Consider the following 21421-nt stretch of genomic DNA (forward strand, 5'->3'; position numbering starts at 1 on the left):
ACCCATCCCTGGGGGCTTGGCCGCGGCATCCATGCCGCGGACACTCCCGCAACCGGACCCACCCCGCCTTTGACAATTTGCCGCGATCTGTCGGAATGGCATGGCGTGCTCTTGGTGGGTGTTGACCTTGGTCGACACGTAGATCCACGCCATGCGTGGATGTTCTTCGATCAATTGTCGAAATATTCGATTTCGATGGAGATTCATCCACGCATGGCGTGGATCTACCAGATGCTAGGAATCTGTCAGAGGTGAGGCGGTGTGGGGTGGCAGGACCGTTGGCGCCACGGATGGCGCCATCGAGCCCCCATGGACGGGTTTACGGCGTGTCCTGCCACCCCACACCGCCCCGCCATCCCACGGAATGCCCGCTGTTGCTGTTGCTTCTAAGGTTGCCGGCCAGCGGCCGGCACTACCACGGGCGCAGGGCGCAGCCCTGCAAAGAAACCCCTATCCTCGTGGTCGGCTGCGCGAGGGCACCAGTGCGAACGTGTCCACCGCCAGCTTCTCGGCGTGGTTCAACCACGCGCGGATCTCCAGATCATCCACTTCGTGGTCCAGACCGAACGACACGTTGATCTTGCCGTTGGCATCGGGCTGCACCCACTGCTGCGCCAGTACCACCTTGCGCTGCGAGGACACCGCCTCGATCCAGAAACCACGATCCGGGCGCGTGCTTGCCACCAGCTGCAGCATGTACTGGCCGGCACGGGTACGGCGGCCCTTCTGGGTGATCATGTGTGCCTGGCGCACGCTCGGGCGCGGGCCCTGGAACGCATCCAGCGGTGCATCCACGGCAATGCCGCCACGCAGGTCGTTGTCGCGGTACAGCTTGATGCCATTGTCACGGTTGACCAGCAGGGCGCACCAGTCACCGTCGGCCGAGCCATCCTCGAACGCGGTGCAACGGTCGACGTAGGCCAGGGTGTTGTCCGGACTGGCATCATCGAACTGGCGCGAGGTGTTTTCCAGGTACACGGACTTCAGACTCCAGTCCTTGTCGTACTCCAGCAGCACCGGCGGCTGCACGTGCTGCAGGCCGACCACCACCTGGTCATCGCCGTCGATCTTCAGTTCGCGGGTCGGTTCGCCCAGCCACAGCGAACGGGCGAACGCCAGGTACTGCGGGTAATCGCGGCCGCCATCGCGCTGGGTGGCCACGCTGGCGCTGGGTGCGCGCTGGGTATCGATCAGCGAACGGCCGAAGCCCATCGTCTTCAGGTTCGGGTCCAGCAGGCTGAGCAGGGTCGCACCCGAATCCAGGGTGGTGCCGGCCTCGGTGCTGAGCTGCTGCGGGGCAATGCCATCCCCCAGGAACAGCAGCAGGTTCTCGCGCTTCTGCCGGGTCAGGATGTGGGTCAGATCGTTGGGCATCGCCAGGTGGTCGGAGGCGATCACGATCAGCGTGTCCTTGCCGTACGGGCTGGCCTGGATGCGCTGCACCAGCTGCGAGATCAGCCGGTCGCTGCACTTGAGCGCGTTGAGCATGTTGATGTTGCCGTACTGGCTCTGGTAGCGCTCGCCCTTGCACGACACCGGCAGGTGACCGGCCGGGTGGTGGGTGTCCATGGTCAGCGTGGTGAGCATGAACGGTGAGCCCGCACGCGAGAGCTGTTCGAAGCGCTGGTAGGCGGTGTCCAGCAGCACGTCGTCGTGCACGCCCCAGGCCGAGTAGTGGATGCGGCCGATCTTCTTCTGCTGCTTGAACCACGCCAGGTCATGCACTTCATCGAAACCGTGGCTGGCCAGGAACTGGCCCTTGCCGGCGAACTGGCCGTTGGCACCGCCCAGATAGTGGTTGGTGTAGCCCTGCTGCTTCAGGTAGTCGCCCAGGCACACCGCCTTGGGCAGGAAGCTGCCCATCCGGTCCATGCTGTTCTCATCGCCCTGCGAGGTGGTCAGCGGCACGCCGCACATCGACGAGACCAGACCGGCGATGGTCCAGCCGCTGCCCTCGGCCGAGGCCAGCCCACGCACGTCCAGCGACTGGCTGGCGAGGCGATTGAGGTTGGGCATCAGGCCCGGGAACACGTTCTCGTCCAGGTAGGTGCGTTCCAGGCTTTCGCCGTAGATCCAGACGATGTTGCGCGGGCGTTGCAGCGGCTGCGTCGGTACCTGGTACTCGGGGGCGATGCGGGCGAAGTCGACCGGGCGCAGCTGCTGGTACAGGCGCTGGCCGTCGCGGGCCAGCGGGCTGATCATGATCGTGGCCACCCACACGGCCGCGAAACCGGCGAACAACGCGCCACCGTGACCGGGCCGGCGCCAGCGTTTGACCCGCGTGGCGAACAGCGGCAGCAGCGAGACCAGCGCCAGCACGATGAAGCCGGCGATATAGCCCTTGAAATCGGAGACACCGGCGCCTTCCATGTCGGCGCCCAGGTGGTACAGGGTGGCGGCATTGAGCCCATCACCGGACAGCTTGTCGATCAGCCACCACGCGCTGAGCGTGAGCAGCAACAGCGAGAACGCACCGGCCTTCCACCTCACCCATTTGCCGGACGCGAGGAACAACCAGCACAACAGCAACAACGACAGCAGCAGTATCCAGAGCATAGGCAGCTTCGGCAGTGACGGGGTGGTGGTGATGGACGTCGTACCGACGCGTGTCCATCCGACCGGCGCTGCCACAAGCACATGCACATGACAGGCCGATGACCCGATAGTGCATGCACGAACCTGACTGAAATGTTTGTTGAAATAACGCGCGCGCAATCGCGCTCAGAAGGTAAAACGAGCGTGAAAGGGTTCGTTGGATTGCATTAAAAACCGCATGAATACGGGAGTTTTCGTCGATGCGCTAGCGATGCCCACGTTCTTCCCGTGCCCGCGCACGACGGTCGAACAGCAATGCGCTGGTTACGATGCCCAAGCCGAGCACCACGCCGATGAACAACAGGATCAGGGCGATGAGCGGGTAACCGAACAGGTGCCAGCCGCTGTCGATCTTCATCATCATCGCGGCGGCCATGATCAATGCGGCGCTGATGATGCCGGCCGCCACGCGGTTGGCGATCTTCTGCAGGTTTTCCATCAACCGCGATTCTTCCAGGCCGGTGACCTTCATCTGCAGGCGGTTTTCGGCCAGCAGCGCCATGATGTCCGACAGCTTGCGCGGTCCATCGCGCAGCAGCTGCTGCAGCTCCATCGCCTCGCTGGCGATGTTGGCGGCCGACAGCGATTTCTTCAGGCGTGCGCGCATCACGTGCTGCAGCTGGCGCTCGACGATGCGGCGGGTTTCCAGCTCGGGTGCAAGCAGCCGGCACACGGTTTCCAGGTTGAGCAGGGCCTTGCCCAGCAGGCTCAGTTCCGGCGGCGTGCGCAGGCCGCAGGCGGTGGCGATGCGCACCATGTCCAGCACCACGCGGCCTTCGGAGAAGCTGCCGCTGGCGGCGTAGCGCGCGATCAGCTGGCCGGTCTCGCGCAGGTAGCGTTCTTCATCGAACGCCTCCAGCCGCGTGCTGATGCTGATCAGGTCGTCGGCCACTTCTTCGCCGCGGCCATCGACGGCAGCGAACAGGATCTTCAGCAGCCGCTCGCGCAGGCGCGGCGGCATGTGCGCGACCATGCCCAGGTCGAAGATCGCCAGCCGTCCATCGGGCATCACCCGCAGGTTGCCCGGGTGCGGATCGGCATGGATTTCGCCGTGCACGAAGATCTGGTCCAGGTAGCCGCGGATCAGCGCCGCCGCCAGCGGGTCCATCGATTGCTCGGTGCGGCGCACATCGGGAATCGCATCCACGCGCACGCCGGTGGCCAGTTCCATGGTCAGCACGCGCTGGCTGCTGTAATCCCACAGCGGCTGCGGAATCCACAGGCGGCGGAACGGCTTCAGGTGTCGGCCGAACCGGGCCAGGTTCTCGGCCTCGGCGTGGTAGTCCAGCTCCTGCATCAGGGTCTTGGCGAACTCGTTGAGCCAGTCGCGCAGGCGCACGCGGCGGCCGACCTGGGTCAGGTGGTCGGCGGCCAGCGCGAAGCTGCGCAGCGCCTCCAGGTCCGAACGCAGCTGTGCGGCCACCTCGGGCTTCTGCACTTTCACCGCCACCTGGCGGCCATCGTGCAGCACCGCGCGATGCACCTGCGCGATCGAGGCACAGCCCAGCGGCTCCGGATCGAACGCGGCGAACAGCTTGTTCACCGGCGCGCCCAGTTCCTGCTCGACGATGGCGTGGATGCGCTCGACCGGGATCTCGGCCACCTTTTCCTGCATGCGCTCCAGCGCGGTGGCGAATTCCACCGGCACCATGTCCGGGCGGGTGGACAGCATCTGGCCCAGCTTGACGAAGGTCGGCCCCAGCGCTTCCAGGTCGCTGACGAACTGTTCCGGGTTGCCATCGGCGGGCACGTCGGCCTGGTTGCTGGCCGCGTCCAGGTTCATGCCCGAGAACACGCCCGAATGGCGGTAGCGCATCAGCAGGCGCAGGATCTGGCTGCGCCGGTTCATGCCTTTGACCAGCGGAGGGTTGCCATTGGCGGTGGGCGGATTGCTCAAGCGACACTCCCATGCGACGAATACAGGTAGTGCCGGCCGCTGGCCGGCAATGTCCGGATTCCGCAGTGTCGCCGGGGGGCGGTAGGCACGCGGTGAATCCGGCCGCTTCCGCAGCTGCCCCGGTATCGGTCAGAATCCGCTCATTCCCTTTCTTGGACGCCCCATGGCCGGTGCCAGCCTGTTTGCCCTGCTCGACGATATCGCCTCCCTGCTCGACGATGTCTCGGTGCTGACCAAGGTCGCGGCAAAGAAGACCGCAGGCGTGCTGGGCGACGATCTGGCGCTGAACGCGCAGCAGGTGACCGGGGTGAACGCCAACCGCGAACTGCCGGTGGTGTGGGCGGTGGCCAAGGGCTCGCTGGTCAACAAGGTGATCCTGGTGCCGGCGGCCCTGGCGATCAGTGCGCTGGAAGCCTGGCTGCACAGCCGCGGCTGGAACGTGCCGCTGATCGTGCCGCTGATGATGATCGGTGGTGCCTTCCTCTGCTTCGAGGGCGTGGAGAAGCTGGCGCACCGCTTCCTGCATTCGGCTGACGACGATGCCGAGCGTCTGGCCGAGCGCCGCAAGGCGCTGGCCGATGCCGAGGTGGACATGGTGGCGTGGGAGAAGGACAAGGTGAAGGGCGCGATCCGCACCGACTTCATCCTTTCGGCCGAGATCATCGTGCTGACCCTGGGCGTGGTCGCCACCGCGCCGTTCACCAACCAGCTGATCACTCTGGCGGTGGTGGCGCTGGCGATGACGATCTTCGTTTACGGACTGGTGGCGGGCATCGTCAAGCTCGATGACGTTGGCCTGTATCTGTCGCGCAAGGGCGGCGCCATTGCCGCCTTCGGTCGCGGCCTGGTGGCGTCGGCGCCGTGGCTGATGAAGTTCCTGTCGGTGGCCGGCACCATCGCCATGTTCCTGGTCGGCGGCGGCATCCTGGTGCACAACGTGCCGGCGCTGCACCACGCGGTGCAGGCGCTGGGCGGCGAGGGGCAGTGGGGCTGGCTGATCGGTGCGGTGGGCAACATGGTGGTCGGCATCATCGCCGGTGCCATCGTGCTGGCAGCGGTGACCGGGTTCCAGAAGCTGCGCGGGAAGTAAGCGGCGGCCCATTGCCCGGTAGAGGCCGACCTTGGTCGGCGCTTTGTTTCCACGCGTGCCAACCAAGGTTGGCACCTACCGAAGCGTTTTCGGTGTACCGGAGAACTACCCCGCCTGCACCCGGTTCTTGCCCTGCCGCTTGGCCGCATACAGCGCATCGTCCGCGCGGCGCAGCAGGGTCTCGGTATCGTCGCCGGGCTGCCATTGCGCCAGCCCGGCACTGAAATGCACCGGCACGCGCCGGTCCTGCACGGTCAGCACGCGGTGCGCCAACGAACGCTGCAAGCGCTGCACGGTGGCCATGCTGTCGGCGCCCTGGGTCTCCGGCAGCACCAGCACGAACTCGTCGCCACCCAGCCGCGCGATGCCATCGGTGGCGCGCAGCAGCAGCTTGCAGACGGCCACCAGGTGCTGCAGCAGTGCATCGCCACCGGCATGGCCATGTGCATCGTTGGTCTGGTGGAAATCATCCAGGTCGATCACCGCCACGCCCAGCGGGGAGTTGTTGCGTGCGGCACGGGCCAGCTCGCGTTGCAGCAGTTCGTCCAGACCACGGCGGTTCAGTGCCTGGGTCAGCGGATCGATGCGCGCCAGGTCACCAGCGGCGCGCAGTTCCTGCTCCAGCTCGGCGATGCGCTGCTCTGCTCGCTCCACTTCCTGGCGCGCGTTGGCCAGGTGATCGCGCGCCTGTGCGGCCTGCTGCTGCACCTTGCCGGTGTCGCGCATCACGTCCTGCAGCAGCTGGTTGAGGTCGGCGATGCTGCGTGCCTCGCGCAGCTGCAGCGCGTAGCTGCCGATGCGGTCGTGGTACTCACCTGTGCTGGTGGCCATGCCATCCATGCGCTCGATGAACTCGCCCATCAGCCCGCGCATCGCCGCCTTCGAATCGTCGATGCCCTGGCGCAGCAGGCCCTGCTTATAGATCACTTCGCGCAGCTCGGCGCGGGTGCGCTCGACCGCTTCAGCTTCCAACGGCCCGTCCAGCAGCTGGCGTACGGCCGCGATCTGGCCCTGCAGCCAGCTGCGGTCATCCAGCAGCTCGCTCACGTTCTCCAGCAGCAACGCAAACAGTTCCAGCAGCAACGCCTGCTGCTCCTGCCAGCTCTCGGCGCGCACGCCGACCTGGTGGCCGAGTTCGCGCACGCCTTGTTCGATCGGTTCCAGGGCCGTGCCGGGCTGCCACTGCCGCAGGCGCGTGGCCAGCGCCTGCGCCTGTTCGCGCAGGTCCGGGTCGTGCTGCAGCAGCGCGACCACCGCGCCGCCCAGCAGCAGCCGCAGCTGCTCGGACAGGCGCAGGCTTTCCGGCTGCCCGTCCGGCGAATGCTGCTCGATGGTGCGGATGTACTTGTCGATCAGCTGCCGCATCGCGCGCCCGTAGCGCGGCCAATCGGCGCTGGCCTGTGCCGACTGCAGGCGATCGCCCATGTCGCCCAGTTCGCCGGGCAGGGTGGCCATGCCGTTGGCGAACGCGGCCAGCAGCGGCTCCGGTGCGTCGGCCCCGGCGAACAGCTGCTGCAGGGCCACGCCACCGCCACCCTGCAACACCACGCGGTCGCCCAGCCCGTCATCCACCACCGCGCGGACGCGTGCCGGCGGCCCAAGGGCGGTACCGGGGGCAGGGCGGTGGTCGGGCTGGTCCGTCATCGAGCAAATCCTGGGGCTGGCAGGGACTGGTTCCAGCATATCGGCGCGGCCGCCGACGGCTTGAACGGCTAGGATGGGCGACAGGATGCCGCAGTGGAGGTGGTGATGCGCGTGATGTTGCTGGGGGCGACCGGGCTGGTCGGCGGGCTGGCCCTGCCGATGCTGCTGGACGACCCGCGCTGCCGTGCCGTGGTGGCCCCGACCCGACGGGCGCTGACCCTGGCCCACCCGAAGCTGTACGCCCCGCTGCTGCAGTTCGACGCCCTGCCGGAGGCGCCCGACTGGGCGCAGGTCGATACGGTGATCTGCGCGCTGGGCAGCACGATGGCCCAGGCGGGGAGCCGTGAGGCCTTCCATCGCATCGACCATGACTACCCGCTCGCATTTGCGCGGCTGGCACGCGGCCAGGGTGCGCGCGCCTTCGTACTGAATTCGGCAGCAGGGGCCAATGCAGGCTCCGCGATCTTCTACAACCGGGTGAAGGGTGAACTGGAGCGCGATCTGCGCGCGCTCGAGTTTGCTTCGCTCACTCTGGTGCGGCCCGGCCTGATTGGCGGGCAGCGGCAGCAGGTGCGCCGTGGCGAACACTTCGCCCTGCGGGTGCTGGGCGTGTTGGGGCCGGTGTTGCCGCGGGCGTGGCGGATCAATCCGGCCGAACGGATTGCCAGGGCACTGGTGGATGCCGCGCTGGCTCCGCCGCCGGGCGAGCACGTGGTGACTTCCAGCGCACTGGTCGGTTGATGTCGCGTGCGCTGCGCCTGACCCAGCTTCAACAGCTGCTGCGCCGCCATCGGCGGCCGGTCGCGGGGCAGGTGCTGGCCGAAGCGCTGGGCATCAGCCTGCGGACGCTGTACCGCGATATCGAGACCCTGCGCGAGCAGGGCGCCGACCTGCGTGGTGAGGCCGGCGTCGGCTACCAGCTGGCACCGAGCGATACCCTGCCGCCGATGACCCTGCCACCCGCCGAGATCGATGCACTGGTGCTGGGCCTGCGCTGGGTTGCGGCGCGCACCGAGCCTGCGCTGGCCGAGGCCGCGCGTGATGCCCTGGCGCGCATCGCGCATGTACTGCCTGCAGCACGGCGCGAAGCGCTGCGTGACAGTGGCCTGCGCGTGGGACCTTCGCGAACGGCGGCCAAGGTGCCGGCGGCGCGCCTGCAGGCTGTGCGCGAAGCGGTGAGCGCGCAACAACGACTGCAGTTTGGCTACCAGGATGCGCAGGGCCAACGTACCGAGCGCATCGTCTGGCCGTTCGCGCTGGGCTATTTCGATGAAGTGCCGATGCTGGCGGCGTGGTGCGAGAGCCGCGAGGATTTCCGTCATTTCCGCCTGGATCGCATCCGCCAGGTGCGTGTGCTGGAGGATCACTACCTCGTGCCACGCGCCACCCTCCTGCGGCGCTGGCAGAAGGCACAGGGCATCGCTCCGGACTGGTTGGACCGTTCGTAGCATCGAGCTTGCTCGACTGCTTCTGTGCTTCGCTTCCTGCTTCTGGGGGAGGGCGGCCTTCGTTCTTCGTTCCTGGTAGGGGTCGAGCTTGCTCGACCGCCTTTGATCTTCGCGAACAGCAGTCGAGCAAGCTCGACCTCTACCAGGGCAGGGGCAACAGCAGTCGAACACGCTCGACGCTACTGACAGAATCTGTCAGCAGGGCCGTACCACCATGAACGCTCCCAACAACGGAGGTTCCCCCATGTTCACGCCCAGCACCCTGCTGCAGTACGTGCGCGACGTCGCCACCAGCGCCACTTTCTACAGTGGCATTCTCGGCAAGCCACCGGTCGAGCAGTCGCCCGGCTTTGCCTTGTTCCTGCTCGGCGATGGCGCTGCGCTGGGTCTGTGGCAACGCGACGACGTGCAGCCGCCGGTGTCCGCACAGGCCGGTGCCGCCGAACTGGCGATGGTGGTCGCCAACCCGGAGACCGTGCAGCGGATGCACGATGCGTGGCGCGGGCTCGGCGTGCAGATTCTGCAGGCACCGGTGACACTGGAATTCGGCCACACCTTCGTCGGTGCCGACCCTGATGGTCACCGCCTGCGCGTGTACAGCCGCGCCGAGGGCATGGTGGCGCGCGATTGATCGCCCACATTGTGTAGATCCACGCCATGCGTGGATGGGTGCATAAAAAAACGCCGGGCATTGCCCGGCGTTTCTTTCAATTCATGTGCCAACCATGGTTGGCACCCACCTGATCAGCTGGCCAGCGCCAGGTCGTCCATCATCGCGCGCAGGAAGCGGGCCGCTTCACCACCGGTGGCCGCGCGGTGGTCGAAGGTGACCGACAGCGGGATTACCTTGTGCGCTTCCACGCCGCCCATCACCGGGGTCATCTGGTGGCGGGCACGGCCGGCACCGACGATGGCCACGCACGGCGGCACCACGACCGGGGTCGCGTAGCGGCCGGCGAACATGCCGAAGTTGGACAGCGAGATGGTGTAGCCGCTCAGTTCCGAGGCGGCGATCGAACGTGATTCCACCTGCTCGCGCAGGCGGTTGACGCCTTCGCGGATGCCGCGTGCATCGAGCATGTCGGCATTGCGCAACGCCGGCACGAACAGGCCGTCGTCGGTGTCCACGGCGATGCCGATGTCCACCTGCGCGTGCAGGGTGCGGGTCAGCGCTTCACCGTCGAACCAGGCGTTCATCGCCGGCACCTTCTGCGCGGCGACCACGATCGAGCGCACCAGGCGTGCGGTCACGTCGTTGCCCGGCAGCCAGGCGTGGATGTCGGCGTCGTCGTTCAGCGTGGTCGGTACGACCTTGCTGTGCGCATCGGCCATCACGCGGGCCATGTTGCGGCGCACGCCCTTCAGTGGTTCCGGCTGGCCCTTGGCGACCACGCCCGGCGGCTGGGTGCGCATCGGCTTGCCGGCGGCAGACAGCGGGGTGCGTGCTTCGCTCTGCACCGGGGCAGACACCTGCGCGGGGGCCGGCGCGGCATACGCAGCCGCGGCGACCGGCGCCGGAGCAGCGCCGAGCTTGGCGGTGCCGTTGGCGGCGGCCTGCTTGACGTCGGCCATGGTCACCGCACCATCGGTGCCGGTAGCGGCCACGCGGCTCAGATCGACGCCCAGCTTGCGCGCCATCGCACGCACGGCCGGCACGGCCTTGACACCACCGACGGCCAGCGCCTGTTCGGCGTGCACGGCATTGGAGCTCTGCATCGCGCCGACCACGGTACCGGCGTCATCGCGCTCGGCCGCGGCGGGCTTGGCTTCTTCCGTGGCGACCGGTGCGGCAGCGGCGGGAAGCGGCGGCGGGGTCGGCGCGGCAGCGGGTGCGGCGTGACCATGGCTGTGGCCGGTGTCCTGGCCATCGGCGCGCTGCGGCAGGTTCGGGTCCAGCTCGAAGCTGGCCAGCACCGAGCCGGTCGGGATGATGTCGCCTGCGGCGCCGGACAGCTTCAGCACCTTGCCGGAGAACGGCGAGGGCACTTCGACGACGGCCTTGGCGGTCTCCATCGACACCAGCGGCTCGTCCAGCTTGATCACATCGCCTTCCTTGACGAACCACTCGACGATGGTCGCGTCCGGCAGGCCTTCGCCCAGGTCGGGCAGGTTGAAGTTCTTGGTCTGGCTCATTTGCAGTTCTCTTCCAGCAGTTCCAGTTCGCGGGCCGGCAGCCAACCCGTCGCGCCATTGGCGCGCTCGGACCACCACCACCCGCCGTGTTCGTGATGAAGCTTCACCATCTCGCCGCTTTCCACATCCAGCTCGCGGGCGTCGTAGTCGCACAGCGCTTCGGCGCGACCCTCGTCCAGCAGCTGCAACCAGGCGATGGGCGCCCATCCAGCGCGCCCATCGTTGGTGCGTACCCAGGCAAACGCCGGCCATTCCTCGTCACGGACACCTACTTCGACGATCTGGCCGGTGTGGAACCGGAGCGGGTTGGGATACTGGCTGCGGTAAGCCCCCAGAAGGCGGGCCCGCATGTCAGCCGGCCGCCACCGCGCGCTTGGCCGCAGCCACGATCCGCTCAACGCTCGGCAGGTACTTCATTTCCAGGCGGAACAGCGGAATGTGGGTGTCGTAGCCAGTGACGCGCTCGACCGGGGCCAGCAGGTCGTAGATCGATTCCTCGGCCAGGCGCGCGGCGATCTCGGCGCCGAAGCCCGCGGTCTTCGGGGCCTCCTGCACGATCACGCAGCGGCCGGTCTTGGCCACCGATTCGGCGATGGTGGCGAAGTCCAGCGGACGCAGCGTGGCCACGTCGATGACTTCGGCACTGATGCCTTCACCGGCCAGCTTGTCGGCCGCTTCCAGCGCTTCCTTCACCTGCGCGCCCCAGGTCACCAGGGTCACGTCGGTGCCATCGCGCAGCACGAAGCAGACGTCCAGCGGCAAGGCTTCGCCGTCGTTGACGACCACTTCCTTGTACTGGCGGTAGATGCGCTTGGGCTCCATGTAGATCACCGGATCCGGTTCGCGGATCGCGGCCAGCAGCAGGCCATAGGCACGCTGCGGCGACGACGGCAGCACCACGCGCAGGCCCGGCACGTTGGTGAAGATCGCCTCGTTGGCTTCGCTGTGGTGTTCCGGCGCGCGGATGCCACCGCCCCACGGCACGCGCAGCACCATCGGGCAGTGCAGGCGGCCGCGCGTGCGGTAACGCAGGCGGGCGGCGTGGCAGACGATATGGTCGACCATCGGGTACATGAAGCCGTCGAACTGGGCTTCGGCCACCGGCTTCATGCCCTGTGCGGCCAGGCCGATGGTCAGGCCGGCGATGGTGGTTTCGTCCAGCGGGGTGTCGAGGATGCGGTCCGAGCCGAAGCGCTGCTGCAGACCGGCGGTGGCGCGGAACACGCCACCGTTGACGCCCACGTCTTCGCCCAGCACCAGCACCGACGGGTCGTGTTCCAGCTCCCAGGCCAGCGCCTGGGTGATGGCTTCGATGAGGGTGATCGGGGTGGTGGTCATGCTGTCATCTCCGCGCGCGACAGCAGCGCTGTCGGCGGCGTTGGTGTGCGCGCCGGGCGCGCCGTTCTTGATCTCATCCATGGCGCTTCTCCAGGGCGATCGCCTGGGCACGCTGGGCCAGCAGGTCCGGCGGCGGATCGGCATACAGGAAGTCGAACATCGCCTCGACCGGCTGCACCGGCGTGTTGAGGTACAGGTTCACTTCCTCGTCCACGCGCGTGCCGCACTCGGCGGTCCAGGCGGCCTCTTCTTCCTCGCTCCACACGCCGGCGTTGATCAGGTACTTGCGCAGACGCAGCATCGGCTCGCGCTGCCAGGCATCCTTCACTTCGGCGTCGTCGCGGTAGCGGCGCGCGTCGTCGGCGGTGGTGTGGTCGGACAGGCGGTAGGTCATCAGTTCCAGCACGGTGCCACCGTCGCCGGCCAGCGCACGTTCGCGCGCCTGTTCCATCGCCGCCAGCACTGCGATCAGGTCGTTGCCGTCCACCTGCAGGCAGTGCAGGCCGCCGGCCAGGCCCTTCTGCGCCAGCGTTTCGGCACCGGTCTGGGCCGAACGCGGAACCGAGATGGCCCAGCCGTTGTTGACGATGCACAGGATCAGCGGCAGCTTGTAGGCGCCGGCCGAATTCAGTGCCGCGTAGAAGTCGGTCTTGGAGCTGCCGCCGTCGCCGCACACCGCAACGGCGATCTGCGGTTCCTTGTTGAGCTTGAACTTCAGCGCGGCGCCTGCGGCATGCAGGCACTGGGTGGAAATCGGCACGCAGAACGGGAAGTCCTTGGCCGCGTTGCCGCCGTAATCGTTGCCGCGTTCGTCGCCGCCCCAGTACATCAGCACGTCGTGCGGGCGCACGCCACGCATGAACATCGCGCCATACTCGCGGTACGAAGGTGCGAACACGTCGTCCTTCTGCATCGCAGCGCCGATACCCACGTGCGCGGCTTCATGGCCCAGGCAGGCGGCATAGGTGCCGAGCTTGCCGGTGCGCTGCAGCGCAATGGATTTGCTGTCGAACGTACGTACGAACAGCATCTGCTTGAACAGCGGTACCAGGACCTTGGGGTCGCGCAGCGACGCGGGCAGGTCATCGCGGACGAGCTTGCCGTCCGCGTCCAGGTACTGCAGGTATTCGATCTTGAATTCAGCGGCAACCGTCATTGCGTACTGCACCTTCGACAGAGAAGTTACAAATGATATGAATCGCCATGTTAAGGAACGCGTACGGAATAGCCTTCCTGCGCCGCAACACGGCGATTCCCCGTTTTACCCCTGCCGGCGGGTGGGGGGCCAATAACAACAACGTATTCAGTCGTTGCTGCAAAGCATCAGAATACGCCTCTGGCTGACCGCCAGTACAACGGCCTGGACGGTTCCACGCGCAGGCCCGGCATCGGCCGATGCTCCACGACCAACCGCACGCCCCGGTATGGACCCGGCGGCTGCCAGCGCGGCGGCAACGCGCTACCCTTGCCGCCCCCGATCTGGTCCCGCCCATGTCCGTCGACAACAACCAACGCGATCTCGAAGCCGGCATCCACACCGACCTGCAGGGACGCCTGACCTACGGCGGCTACCTGCGGCTGGACCAGCTGCTCAGCGCGCAGCAGCCGCTGTCCAGCCCGCCGCACCACGACGAGATGCTCTTCATCATCCAGCACCAGACCTCGGAGCTGTGGCTGAAGCTGCTCGGCCACGAACTGCGCGCGGCGATCGGCTTCCTGCAGCGCGATGAAGTCTGGCAGTGCCGCAAGGTGCTGGCGCGCAGCAAGCAGGTGCTGCGCCAGCTCACCGAGCAGTGGTCGGTGCTGGAAACGCTGACCCCGTCCGAATACATGGGTTTCCGCGACGTGCTGGGCCCGTCTTCGGGCTTCCAGTCGCTGCAGTACCGCTACATCGAGTTCCTGCTGGGCAACAAGAACGCGCAGATGCTGCAGGTGTTCGAGCACGACCCGGCCGGGCAGGCGCAGCTGCGCATCGTGCTGGAAGCGCCCAGCCTGTACGAGGAATTCCTGAAGTACCTGGCCCGCTTCGGCCATGCCGTGCCGGCGGTGTACGAATCCCACGACTGGACCCAGCCGCATGTGGCCGACGACGCACTTCAGCCGGTCTTCGAGCGCATCTACCAGGACACCGATCGCTATTGGCGCGAGTACTCGCTGTGCGAGGACTTGGTGGACCTGGAGACCGCCTTCCAGCTGTGGCGATTCCGACACATGCGCACCGTGATGCGCGTGATCGGCTTCAAGCGCGGCACCGGCGGCTCGTCCGGCGTGGGCTTCCTGGCCAAGGCGCTGGAGCTGACCTTCTTCCCCGAACTGTTCCAGGTGCGCACCAGCCTGCAGGCCGCGCCCCCCGCAGAACGGGGCTGACCCCCATTCAGCTTGGACCCCGGCCATCGGCTGGATCGTTTCAGATGCAAGTTCAGCGAGCAGGCCGTGACCTGCCTCAAACGGCGTGTATTTGACGTGAACGCCAGAAGTCGGTGATCCTCGCGCGTTGCTTCAACTGCACAGCGGACGTGCTCGTCATCCACCGAACCAGGAAATCCGCATGAGCCTAAACGCCACTGCGAACACCCCAGAGCCGGCGCTGCCGGACTTCAAGACCACGATGGGCCATCCGCGCCCGTTGTGGATGCTGTTCATGACCGAGTTCTGGGAGCGCTTTGCGTTCTATGGCATCCGCTGGGCCTTGGTGCTGTACATCGTCGCCCAGTTCTACAACGGCAGCGCTGCCGGTGAAGGCGACGCCAGCCGCATCTATGGCGCCTACCTGGCCCTGGTGTACGCCGCGGCGATCTTCGGTGGCTACGTGGCCGACCGGGTACTGGGTTACCAGCGCTCGATCCTGACCGGCGCGATCATCATGGCCGCCGGCCTGTTCATGATCTCGCTGCCGCAGGAGCACATCTTCAAGCTCGGCCTGGCCACGATCATCGTCGGCAACGGCCTGTTCAAGCCCAACATCTCGACCATGGTCGGCAAGCTGTACGGGCTGAAGGATGAGCGCCGCGACTCGGGCTTCACCATCTTCTACATGGGCATCAACATCGGCGCGATGATCGCCCCGGTGCTGACCGAGTACCTGGCCCGCAAGGTGTTCGGTACCGATGCGATGCCGTCCTACAAGGTCGTGTTCATCGCTTCGGGCGTGGGCATGCTGATCTCGCTGGTGTGGTTCTACATCGGTCGTGCCGGCCTGAAGGGCATCGGTGCACCGCCGGCCGGCGCTGAAGGCTTCGGCCGCATCATCATGGTGCTGGCCGGTGCCGTGGTCGCCATCCCGGTTGCGTACTTCCTGCTGGCTACCGGCGCCACCGCGCTGGCCTGGATCCTGGGTGCGATGTTCACCGCCCTGGCCATCCTGCTGCTGGTCGAGGGCGTCCGCGAGGGCAAGGTACAGCGCGACCGCGTGATCGCCATGCTGATCATCTTCGCCTTCAACGTGATGTTCTGGATGTTCTTCGAACAGGCCGGCAGCTCGTTCACCTTCCTGGCCGAGAACATCGTCAACCGCCAGTTCGGTGACTGGACCTTCCCGACCGCGTGGTTCCAGTCGGTCAACTCGGTGGCCATCATCACCCTGGCGCCGATCATCGCCTGGATCTGGGTGGCCATGGGCCGCGCCAATCCGTCCATTCCGCGCAAGTTCGGCCTGGGCCTGCTGTTCAACGGCGCTGCCTTCGCGCTGCTGATGTTCGCCCTGTCGCAGATGGTCGTGGACGGCAAGATCCCGTTCTGGACCCTGTTCATGGTCTACGTCATCCAGTCCGTGGGTGAGCTGTGCCTGTCGCCGATCGGCCTGTCGATGGTGACCAAGCTGGCCCCGGTGCGCCTGGTCGGCTTCGGCATGGGTGGCTGGTTCCTGTCCACCGGCATCGGCAACAACCTGTCGGGCATCTTCGCTGGCGTGGTCAGTGGTGAAGGCGGCATGACGGTCGAGTCGGCCCTGAAGGGGTATACCTTCGGGTTCTGGGCCCTGATCGGCTCCGGCGTGGTGCTGTTCCTGGTCGCCCCGCTGATCAACAAGCTGATGCACGGCGTCAAATGATGATGAGAGGGTAGAAGGCATGCGCAGCAAGCTCGGTAGTGCAGTGGTGGTGGTCTGTGCGGCGCTGATCGGCGCCTGTTCCGAACCGCAACCGCCTGCCGCTGCCGAGCCTACGCAACCCCTGGATACCCGACCCACCGAGCCACCGGTCGCTGACCCCAGCGAACCGGTGGCCTCGGGCAACACTCCGGTGGCGGCGGACATCGCCGCCATCGCCGGGCTCGGCGCGCAGTTCGACCCGGCCCGCGACCCCGCCGACGATCTGGCCACCGCCAAGGTGGAAGCCCAGCGCGGCAAGAAGCGCATCCTGCTCGAGGTCGGCAACGCCGCCTGCGATCGCTGCCAGGCGCTGGACGAGATGGTGGAAGGCAACGGCGACCTGCGCCGCTTCCGCGATGCCCACTACGTGTGGGTGAAGGTCAACGCCAGCGACGAACAGCCCAACGCTGCCTTCTTCGCCCAGTACCCGGTGATGGAACGTGACTACCCGTACCTGCTGGTGCTCGACGCCGATGGTGGCCTGCTGGTGTCGCAGGCGACCGGTGAGCTGCGCAAGGGCGAAGCTTTCCAGCCCGCACGGGTGACCGCCTTCCTCAAGCAGTGGGCGCCTGACAAACCGGAATAGGGTAGTGCCGGCCGCTGGCCGGCATCTTCGGTGGGTGCCGACCGTTGGTCGGCACTGATGTTGGGTCGCATCCACGCATGGCGTGGATCTACTGTGGTTGCGGTCACATTCCCGGAATCGGCATCTCAATATCGCACCGCGCTCGCCGTTACCGGCAAGGACCTCAGTCGACGCCCCGTCGACGCAACCTACCGGAACGCCCATGCACAGCGACCACGCCGAACGATTGCCCGAACCTGCCAGCGACCTGGCCGAGGGTGGGGCAGGCGAGGGCGTGACCCTGCCGCCGCAGGAGGCATTGCTGGATGACGCCGGTACCGGCGAGGACACCGTTGAACTGGCACCGCCGCGTCACCGGCTGCCGCAGATCGCGCTGCCCGACAACGTGGTGCTGAAGGGCGCGGTGCAGAAGCTGGTCGAGCAGAAATCGAGGCTCGATGCATTGGCTGCCGAAGGCCAGCTGGCCGGGTTGCTGCCGCCGGAATGGCAGGGCCACGGCGTGCGTGCCATCGATCTGTCCATCTTCATCCAGGGCGTGCTGCCGTTCCTGCAGCCGGGCGAGCGGGGTGAGACCGCACCGGCGCGGCTGCCGGTACGCCACGTGCTCGGTGACGACAGCCGCTGGGGCCTGGAGGATGTCTCCGAACCTAAATCACTCGCGTGGTATCTGGCCAGTGACGAACGCGCCACTGCCGGCAGCAAGGACGTGGCAGAAGCCTACCTGGTGGGTGCACTTGGCCTGGCGTGGATGCAGGAAGGGCGCAGCCGCCCGGGCTTCCTGCGTGCGATGGGCCAGGACAGCCTGGCCGCGCGGGTGACCATGCTCGGCTATCCGCCGGCCAACGAACTGGCGCTGTACAGCGTCACTGCGCACGGCCAGCCGCAGATCTGGTGCGTGCACGGTCGCCGCCGCATGCGCCCGCTGGTGGCGCCGTGGCTGAGCGTACCGCTGCTGACCGCCTACGGCGTGCCGGCTCCCGTCGCGTGGCCGTCCAGTTTCCCGCCGGTGGAGGCGGTTGCGGAGCTGCTGGCGACTGCTCGCCTCGGACGCGCGCTGCCGGAAGTGGACCTGGGCAAGGTCGTGGCGAAGATCGCCGAAGATGCCGCGTCGGATGCCTGGCAACCGGTCAGCCTGCTGCAGCTCAACACCTGGTCACCGCGCTGGCACTTCTTCCTGGGCACCTTCGTCGGCCTGCCGTCGCTGCTGCTCGTAGCGGCCGCGCTGGCGCTGCCGGGGGCAGTCGAAGCCGCCACCGTCGCGGCCTCGCTCGGCTTCGCCGGCGGTGCCATCGCCGCGCTGGCCGTGCCGTGGATCCATGCACGGCGCAAGCACCTGAGCTGAAAAAAGGGACGGAGGGGATTAAGTCGTATCAGGCACACATGCGCCGATTGCGACTTAATCCCCTCCGTCCCCTTTTTCTTTCAGACCCCTTCGCCCATCCGCTCCAGGCCTTCGCCGGCCAGGCGCAGGATCAGCTTCTCCAGCACCTGCTCTTCCTCGTCGCTCAGCACCGACATCAGCTTGCGGGTGATCTCGATCACCATCGGCGCGATGGTCTCGTACACCTCGAAACCCGCCGCCGACAGCGCCAGCACCGAGCGGCGGCGGTCGTCGCCGTGGGTCTCGCGCTTGATGAAGCCGCGCTCCAGCAGGCGGGCCACGGCACGGCTGACCGCCACCTTGTCCATCGCCGTGCGGTCGGAGACCTCGCTGGCCGACGAGCCCGGGTACAGCGCCAGGATGGTGATCACCCGCCACTCGGGGATCGCCAGACCGTAACGATCGCCGTATAGCTTGGCGATGTTGCCGCTGACCCGGTTGGACAGCACGCTCAGCCGGTACGGCAGGAACTGTTCCAGGTCGAGCAGGACGTGCGAGGCACGCAGGCGGGTCGAAACGGGATCGGCGGGGCTCATGTTGCGGTGCACCTTGCTGGTGGTTTCAAGTGTAACTATAAGGGGTGGGTCCAGACCCTGCATTCTCGCCGGGTCCCTACCTGCCCGCACCTGGTTTGTACCGATGCGGTACCGATTCGGAGCCACGCCATGAATACCGCAGTCCCGACCGCCTCGCATCCCAACCCCGGCATGCAGGTCACCACCTTCGAGAACCCGATGGGCATCGACGGCTTCGAGTTCGTCGAATTCGCCGCCCCGGCCGGCCGTGGCCAGGAGCTGCACGAGTACTTCCGGAAGATGGGCTTCAGCGCGGTGCTCAAGCACAAGCAGCGTCCGATTACCGTCTATCGCCAGGGCGACGTCAACTTCCTGGTCAATGAAGACCCGGATTCGTTCGCCTCGGACTTCGCCGAAAAGCACGGCCCGTGCGCCTGCGGCTTCGCCATCCGCTTCAAGAAGCCGGGCGCGGAGGTCTACCAGACCGCGCTGGGCAACGGCGCCGAAGCCATCGCCTTCAAGCCGGACAGCAAGGCGGTCAGCGCGCCGGTCATCAAGGGCATCGGCGATTGCATGCTGTACCTGGTCGACCGCTACGGCAGCGCCGGCAGCATCTTCGACGGCGACTACGAGCCGATCGCCGGCGCCGACCTGCACCCGGTGGGCTTCGGCCTGACCTTCATCGACCACCTGACCCACAACCTGTACTTCGGCAACATGCAGCAGTGGTCGGACTACTACGAGCGTCTGTTCAACTTCCGCGAGATCCGCTACTTCGACATCAAGGGCCTGAAGACCGGCCTGGTGTCCAAGGCGATGACCGCGCCGGACGGCATCGTGCGCATCCCGCTGAACGAATCGTCCGACCCGAAGAGCCAGATCAACGAGTACCTGGACGCGTACAAGGGCGAGGGCATCCAGCACATCGCCTGCTTCACCGAGAACATCTACGAGACCGTCGAAGCGATGCGCGCGCAGGGCGTGGACTTCCTCGACACGCCGGAGACCTACTTCGACGTGATCGACCAGCGCGTGCCGAACCACGGTGAAGACGTGGCGCGCCTGGCGAAGAACAAGATCCTGATCGATGCCGATCCGGAAACCCACCAGCGCAAGCTGCTGCAGATCTTCACCCAGAACTGCATCGGCCCGATCTTCTTCGAGATCATCCAGCGCAAGGGCAACGAAGGCTTCGGCGAAGGCAACTTCACCGCGCTGTTCGAAAGCATCGAGCGCGACCAGATCCGCCGCGGCGTGCTGTAACGTTCAACGGTAGCGCCGGGTCAAGCCCGGCGCCTGCTCATCTGTAGAGCCGAGCCATGCTCGGCTGCTTTCCGTTCCGGTCCCGCCGTACCCAGGAGCCCTCATGTCCACCGCCCTCACCGCCCGCGGCTACCAGTCCGGTTTCGGCAACGAATTCGCCACCGAGGCCGTGGCCGGTGCACTGCCGGTCGGGCAGAACTCGCCGCAGAAGGTGGCCCACGGCCTGTACGCCGAACAGTTGACCGGCACCGCCTTCACCGCGCCGCGTGGCAGCAATCGCCGCAGTTGGTTGTACCGGATCCGCCCGGCGGTCACCCACGGCGAGTTCACCCCGTTCGCGCAGTCGCAGCTGCAGTGTGATTTCGGCGCACAGCCGGCCTCGCCGAACCAGCTGCGCTGGAGCCCGCTGCCGTTGCCGGAGCTGCCGACCGACTTCGTCGAAGGCCTGTACACCATGGGTGGCAACGGCTCGCCCGATGCGCATGCCGGCGTGGGCATCCACCTGTACGCGGCCAACCGCGACATGGTCGGCCGCTACTTCTACAACGCCGATGGCGAGCTGCTGATCGTGCCGCAACTGGGCGCGCTGCGCCTGCTGACCGAGCTGGGCGTGATCGAGATCGAGCCGCAGCAGATCGCGGTGATCCCGCGTGGCGTGCGCTTCCGGGTGGAACTGCCTGACGGCCCGAGCCGCGGCTACATCTGCGAGAACTACGGCGCGCTGCTGAAGCTGCCTGACCTCGGCCCGATCGGCTCCAACGGCCTGGCCAACCCGCGCGACTTCGAGACCCCGCATGCGGCGTTCGAGGATGTCGATGGCGATTTCGAACTGATCGCCAAGTTCGAGGGCCGCCTGTGGCGTGCGCCGATCGACCATTCGCCGCTGGACGTGGTGGCCTGGCACGGCAATTACGCGCCGTACCGCTACGACCTGCGCCGCTTCAACACCATCGGTTCGATCAGCTACGACCATCCGGACCCGTCGATCTTCCTGGTGCTGCATTCGCCCAGCGACACGCCCGGCACCAGCAACATGGACTTCGCGATCTTCCCGCCGCGCTGGCTGGTGGCGCAGAACACGTTCCGCCCGCCGTGGTTCCACCGCAACATTGCCAGCGAGTTCATGGGCCTGGTGCATGGTGCGTATGACGCCAAGGCAGAGGGCTTCGTGCCGGGTGGCGCATCGCTGCACAACTGCATGAGCGGTCACGGCCCGGACGCGCCCACCTTCGACAAGGCGTCCAATGCGGACCTGTCCAAGGCGGACGTGATCAAGGACACGATGGCCTTCATGTTCGAGACCCGCGCGGTGATCCGTCCGACCGCGCAGGCATTGGCGGCCGGCCATCGCCAGGGCGATTACCAGCAGTGCTGGAACGGCCTGCGCAACAACTTCCGCTGACCCGAAAAAGGGGACGGAGGGGATTAAGTCGCAATCAGCACA

17 protein-coding genes and 1 pseudogene are annotated in these 21421 nt (G+C 66.7%); 10 read left to right on the forward strand and 8 right to left on the reverse strand.

The window, feature by feature from the left end; genetic code table 11:
• Positions 1-450 precede the first annotated feature (450 nt).
• Together ACXI0D_RS13520 and ACXI0D_RS13525 are read right to left on the reverse strand one after the other, a co-directional pair.
• Complete coding sequence (locus ACXI0D_RS13520; protein WP_049443956.1) at positions 451-2556, reverse strand: phosphoglycerol transferase I; 2106 nt, start codon at positions 2554-2556, stop codon at positions 451-453.
• A 244-nt stretch (positions 2557-2800) separates the two neighbouring features.
• Positions 2801-4447, reverse strand: a pseudogene (locus ACXI0D_RS13525) (ABC1 kinase family protein); the annotation flags it as partial.
• A gap of 208 nt (positions 4448-4655) precedes the next feature.
• On the opposite strand from ACXI0D_RS13525, the gene ACXI0D_RS13530 reads away from it, so the two are divergent.
• Entirely contained in the window at positions 4656-5582 is a 927-nt protein-coding gene (locus tag ACXI0D_RS13530) for a DUF808 domain-containing protein (RefSeq protein ID WP_049443955.1), read from the forward strand.
• Positions 5583-5687: 105 nt separating this feature from the next.
• Here ACXI0D_RS13530 and ACXI0D_RS13535 read toward each other — a convergent pair whose 3' ends face one another.
• Positions 5688-7226 (reverse strand): GGDEF domain-containing protein, encoded by a 1539-nt coding sequence (locus ACXI0D_RS13535; protein WP_014038768.1) that lies wholly within the window; start codon positions 7224-7226, stop codon positions 5688-5690.
• A 105-nt stretch (positions 7227-7331) separates the two neighbouring features.
• Between ACXI0D_RS13535 and ACXI0D_RS13540 the strand changes: the two genes are divergently transcribed.
• The 3 genes from ACXI0D_RS13540 to ACXI0D_RS13550 all read left to right on the forward strand — a co-directional run bounded on the left by ACXI0D_RS13540 (position 7332) and on the right by ACXI0D_RS13550 (position 9305).
• A complete protein-coding gene (locus ACXI0D_RS13540) occupies positions 7332-7967 on the forward strand; it encodes a Rossmann-fold NAD(P)-binding domain-containing protein (protein ID WP_049444066.1) in 636 nt (211 codons plus the stop codon).
• A complete protein-coding gene (locus tag ACXI0D_RS13545) occupies positions 7967-8674 on the forward strand; it encodes a helix-turn-helix transcriptional regulator (RefSeq protein WP_049443952.1) in 708 nt (235 codons plus the stop codon). Before ACXI0D_RS13540 ends, ACXI0D_RS13545 begins: the two co-directional genes overlap by 1 nt.
• A gap of 244 nt (positions 8675-8918) precedes the next feature.
• Positions 8919-9305 carry a VOC family protein gene (locus tag ACXI0D_RS13550; protein WP_049443950.1) on the forward strand — a complete coding sequence of 129 codons (387 nt, stop codon included), beginning with the start codon at positions 8919-8921 and terminating at the stop codon, positions 9303-9305.
• 113 nt (positions 9306-9418) lie between these two features.
• Here ACXI0D_RS13550 and ACXI0D_RS13555 read toward each other — a convergent pair whose 3' ends face one another.
• From ACXI0D_RS13555 to pdhA, 4 genes are read right to left on the reverse strand one after another with little or no spacing between them, the layout of a single operon-like run.
• A complete protein-coding gene (locus ACXI0D_RS13555) occupies positions 9419-10807 on the reverse strand; it encodes a dihydrolipoamide acetyltransferase family protein (protein WP_049443948.1) in 1389 nt (462 codons plus the stop codon).
• A complete protein-coding gene (locus ACXI0D_RS13560) occupies positions 10804-11157 on the reverse strand; it encodes an SH3 domain-containing protein (RefSeq protein WP_005411349.1) in 354 nt (117 codons plus the stop codon). Before ACXI0D_RS13560 ends, ACXI0D_RS13555 begins: the two co-directional genes overlap by 4 nt.
• Before the next feature lies 1 nt (position 11158).
• Positions 11159-12226 carry an alpha-ketoacid dehydrogenase subunit beta gene (locus tag ACXI0D_RS13565; RefSeq protein WP_005419896.1) on the reverse strand — a complete coding sequence of 356 codons (1068 nt, stop codon included), beginning with the start codon at positions 12224-12226 and terminating at the stop codon, positions 11159-11161.
• Positions 12219-13301: a pyruvate dehydrogenase (acetyl-transferring) E1 component subunit alpha gene (gene pdhA / locus ACXI0D_RS13570; RefSeq protein WP_049443946.1), complete on the reverse strand. Its 1083-nt coding sequence runs from the start codon at positions 13299-13301 to the stop codon at positions 12219-12221. The genes ACXI0D_RS13565 and pdhA overlap by 8 nt, the downstream gene beginning before the upstream one ends.
• Before the next feature lie 335 nt (positions 13302-13636).
• Here pdhA and ACXI0D_RS13575 point away from each other — a divergent pair, with 335 nt between their 5' ends.
• The 4 genes from ACXI0D_RS13575 to ACXI0D_RS13590 all read left to right on the forward strand — a co-directional run bounded on the left by ACXI0D_RS13575 (position 13637) and on the right by ACXI0D_RS13590 (position 18160).
• Positions 13637-14512: a tryptophan 2,3-dioxygenase gene (locus tag ACXI0D_RS13575; RefSeq protein ID WP_014038762.1), complete on the forward strand. Its 876-nt coding sequence runs from the start codon at positions 13637-13639 to the stop codon at positions 14510-14512.
• Positions 14513-14693: 181 nt separating this feature from the next.
• Positions 14694-16193: a peptide MFS transporter gene (locus tag ACXI0D_RS13580; protein WP_101766206.1), complete on the forward strand. Its 1500-nt coding sequence runs from the start codon at positions 14694-14696 to the stop codon at positions 16191-16193.
• A gap of 19 nt (positions 16194-16212) precedes the next feature.
• Entirely contained in the window at positions 16213-16818 is a 606-nt protein-coding gene (locus ACXI0D_RS13585) for a thioredoxin family protein (RefSeq protein WP_049443942.1), read from the forward strand.
• Between the two features lie 202 nt (positions 16819-17020).
• Complete coding sequence (locus tag ACXI0D_RS13590) at positions 17021-18160, forward strand: hypothetical protein (protein ID WP_049443940.1); 1140 nt, start codon at positions 17021-17023, stop codon at positions 18158-18160.
• Positions 18161-18240: 80 nt separating this feature from the next.
• Here the strand turns inward: ACXI0D_RS13590 and ACXI0D_RS13595 are convergent, their stop codons facing one another.
• Positions 18241-18735 (reverse strand): MarR family winged helix-turn-helix transcriptional regulator, encoded by a 495-nt coding sequence (locus ACXI0D_RS13595; RefSeq protein ID WP_042359011.1) that lies wholly within the window; start codon positions 18733-18735, stop codon positions 18241-18243.
• A 129-nt stretch (positions 18736-18864) separates the two neighbouring features.
• Here ACXI0D_RS13595 and hppD point away from each other — a divergent pair, with 129 nt between their 5' ends.
• Positions 18865-19977, forward strand: coding sequence for a 4-hydroxyphenylpyruvate dioxygenase (gene hppD, locus ACXI0D_RS13600; protein ID WP_014038757.1), 1113 nt, complete (start codon positions 18865-18867; stop codon positions 19975-19977).
• Positions 19978-20080: 103 nt separating this feature from the next.
• Positions 20081-21379 carry a homogentisate 1,2-dioxygenase gene (gene hmgA / locus ACXI0D_RS13605; RefSeq protein WP_479642691.1) on the forward strand — a complete coding sequence of 433 codons (1299 nt, stop codon included), beginning with the start codon at positions 20081-20083 and terminating at the stop codon, positions 21377-21379.
• Positions 21380-21421: the final 42 nt, after the last annotated feature.

Source organism: Stenotrophomonas sp. C9D9 (assembly GCF_056491205.1).

Excerpts from the sequence above, each read along its gene's own strand:
- ACXI0D_RS13590 (WP_049443940.1), top strand. The coding sequence starts at position 17,021 with ATGCACAGCGACCACGCCGAACGATTGCCCGAACCTGCCAGCGACCTG.
- ACXI0D_RS13575 (WP_014038762.1), top strand. The coding sequence starts at position 13,637 with ATGTCCGTCGACAACAACCAACGCGATCTCGAAGCCGGCATCCACACC.
- ACXI0D_RS13530 (WP_049443955.1), top strand. The coding sequence starts at position 4,656 with ATGGCCGGTGCCAGCCTGTTTGCCCTGCTCGACGATATCGCCTCCCTG.
- ACXI0D_RS13540 (WP_049444066.1), top strand. The coding sequence starts at position 7,332 with ATGCGCGTGATGTTGCTGGGGGCGACCGGGCTGGTCGGCGGGCTGGCC.
- ACXI0D_RS13565 (WP_005419896.1), bottom strand. The coding sequence starts at position 12,226 with ATGGATGAGATCAAGAACGGCGCGCCCGGCGCGCACACCAACGCCGCC.
- ACXI0D_RS13580 (WP_101766206.1), top strand. The coding sequence starts at position 14,694 with ATGAGCCTAAACGCCACTGCGAACACCCCAGAGCCGGCGCTGCCGGAC.
- ACXI0D_RS13545 (WP_049443952.1), top strand. The coding sequence starts at position 7,967 with ATGTCGCGTGCGCTGCGCCTGACCCAGCTTCAACAGCTGCTGCGCCGC.
- ACXI0D_RS13560 (WP_005411349.1), bottom strand. The coding sequence starts at position 11,157 with ATGCGGGCCCGCCTTCTGGGGGCTTACCGCAGCCAGTATCCCAACCCG.
- hmgA (WP_479642691.1), top strand. The coding sequence starts at position 20,081 with ATGTCCACCGCCCTCACCGCCCGCGGCTACCAGTCCGGTTTCGGCAAC.
- ACXI0D_RS13550 (WP_049443950.1), top strand. The coding sequence starts at position 8,919 with ATGTTCACGCCCAGCACCCTGCTGCAGTACGTGCGCGACGTCGCCACC.
- ACXI0D_RS13555 (WP_049443948.1), bottom strand. The coding sequence starts at position 10,807 with ATGAGCCAGACCAAGAACTTCAACCTGCCCGACCTGGGCGAAGGCCTG.
- ACXI0D_RS13595 (WP_042359011.1), bottom strand. The coding sequence starts at position 18,735 with ATGAGCCCCGCCGATCCCGTTTCGACCCGCCTGCGTGCCTCGCACGTC.
- ACXI0D_RS13520 (WP_049443956.1), bottom strand. The coding sequence starts at position 2,556 with ATGCTCTGGATACTGCTGCTGTCGTTGTTGCTGTTGTGCTGGTTGTTC.
- ACXI0D_RS13585 (WP_049443942.1), top strand. The coding sequence starts at position 16,213 with ATGCGCAGCAAGCTCGGTAGTGCAGTGGTGGTGGTCTGTGCGGCGCTG.
- hppD (WP_014038757.1), top strand. The coding sequence starts at position 18,865 with ATGAATACCGCAGTCCCGACCGCCTCGCATCCCAACCCCGGCATGCAG.
- pdhA (WP_049443946.1), bottom strand. The coding sequence starts at position 13,301 with ATGACGGTTGCCGCTGAATTCAAGATCGAATACCTGCAGTACCTGGAC.
- ACXI0D_RS13535 (WP_014038768.1), bottom strand. The coding sequence starts at position 7,226 with ATGACGGACCAGCCCGACCACCGCCCTGCCCCCGGTACCGCCCTTGGG.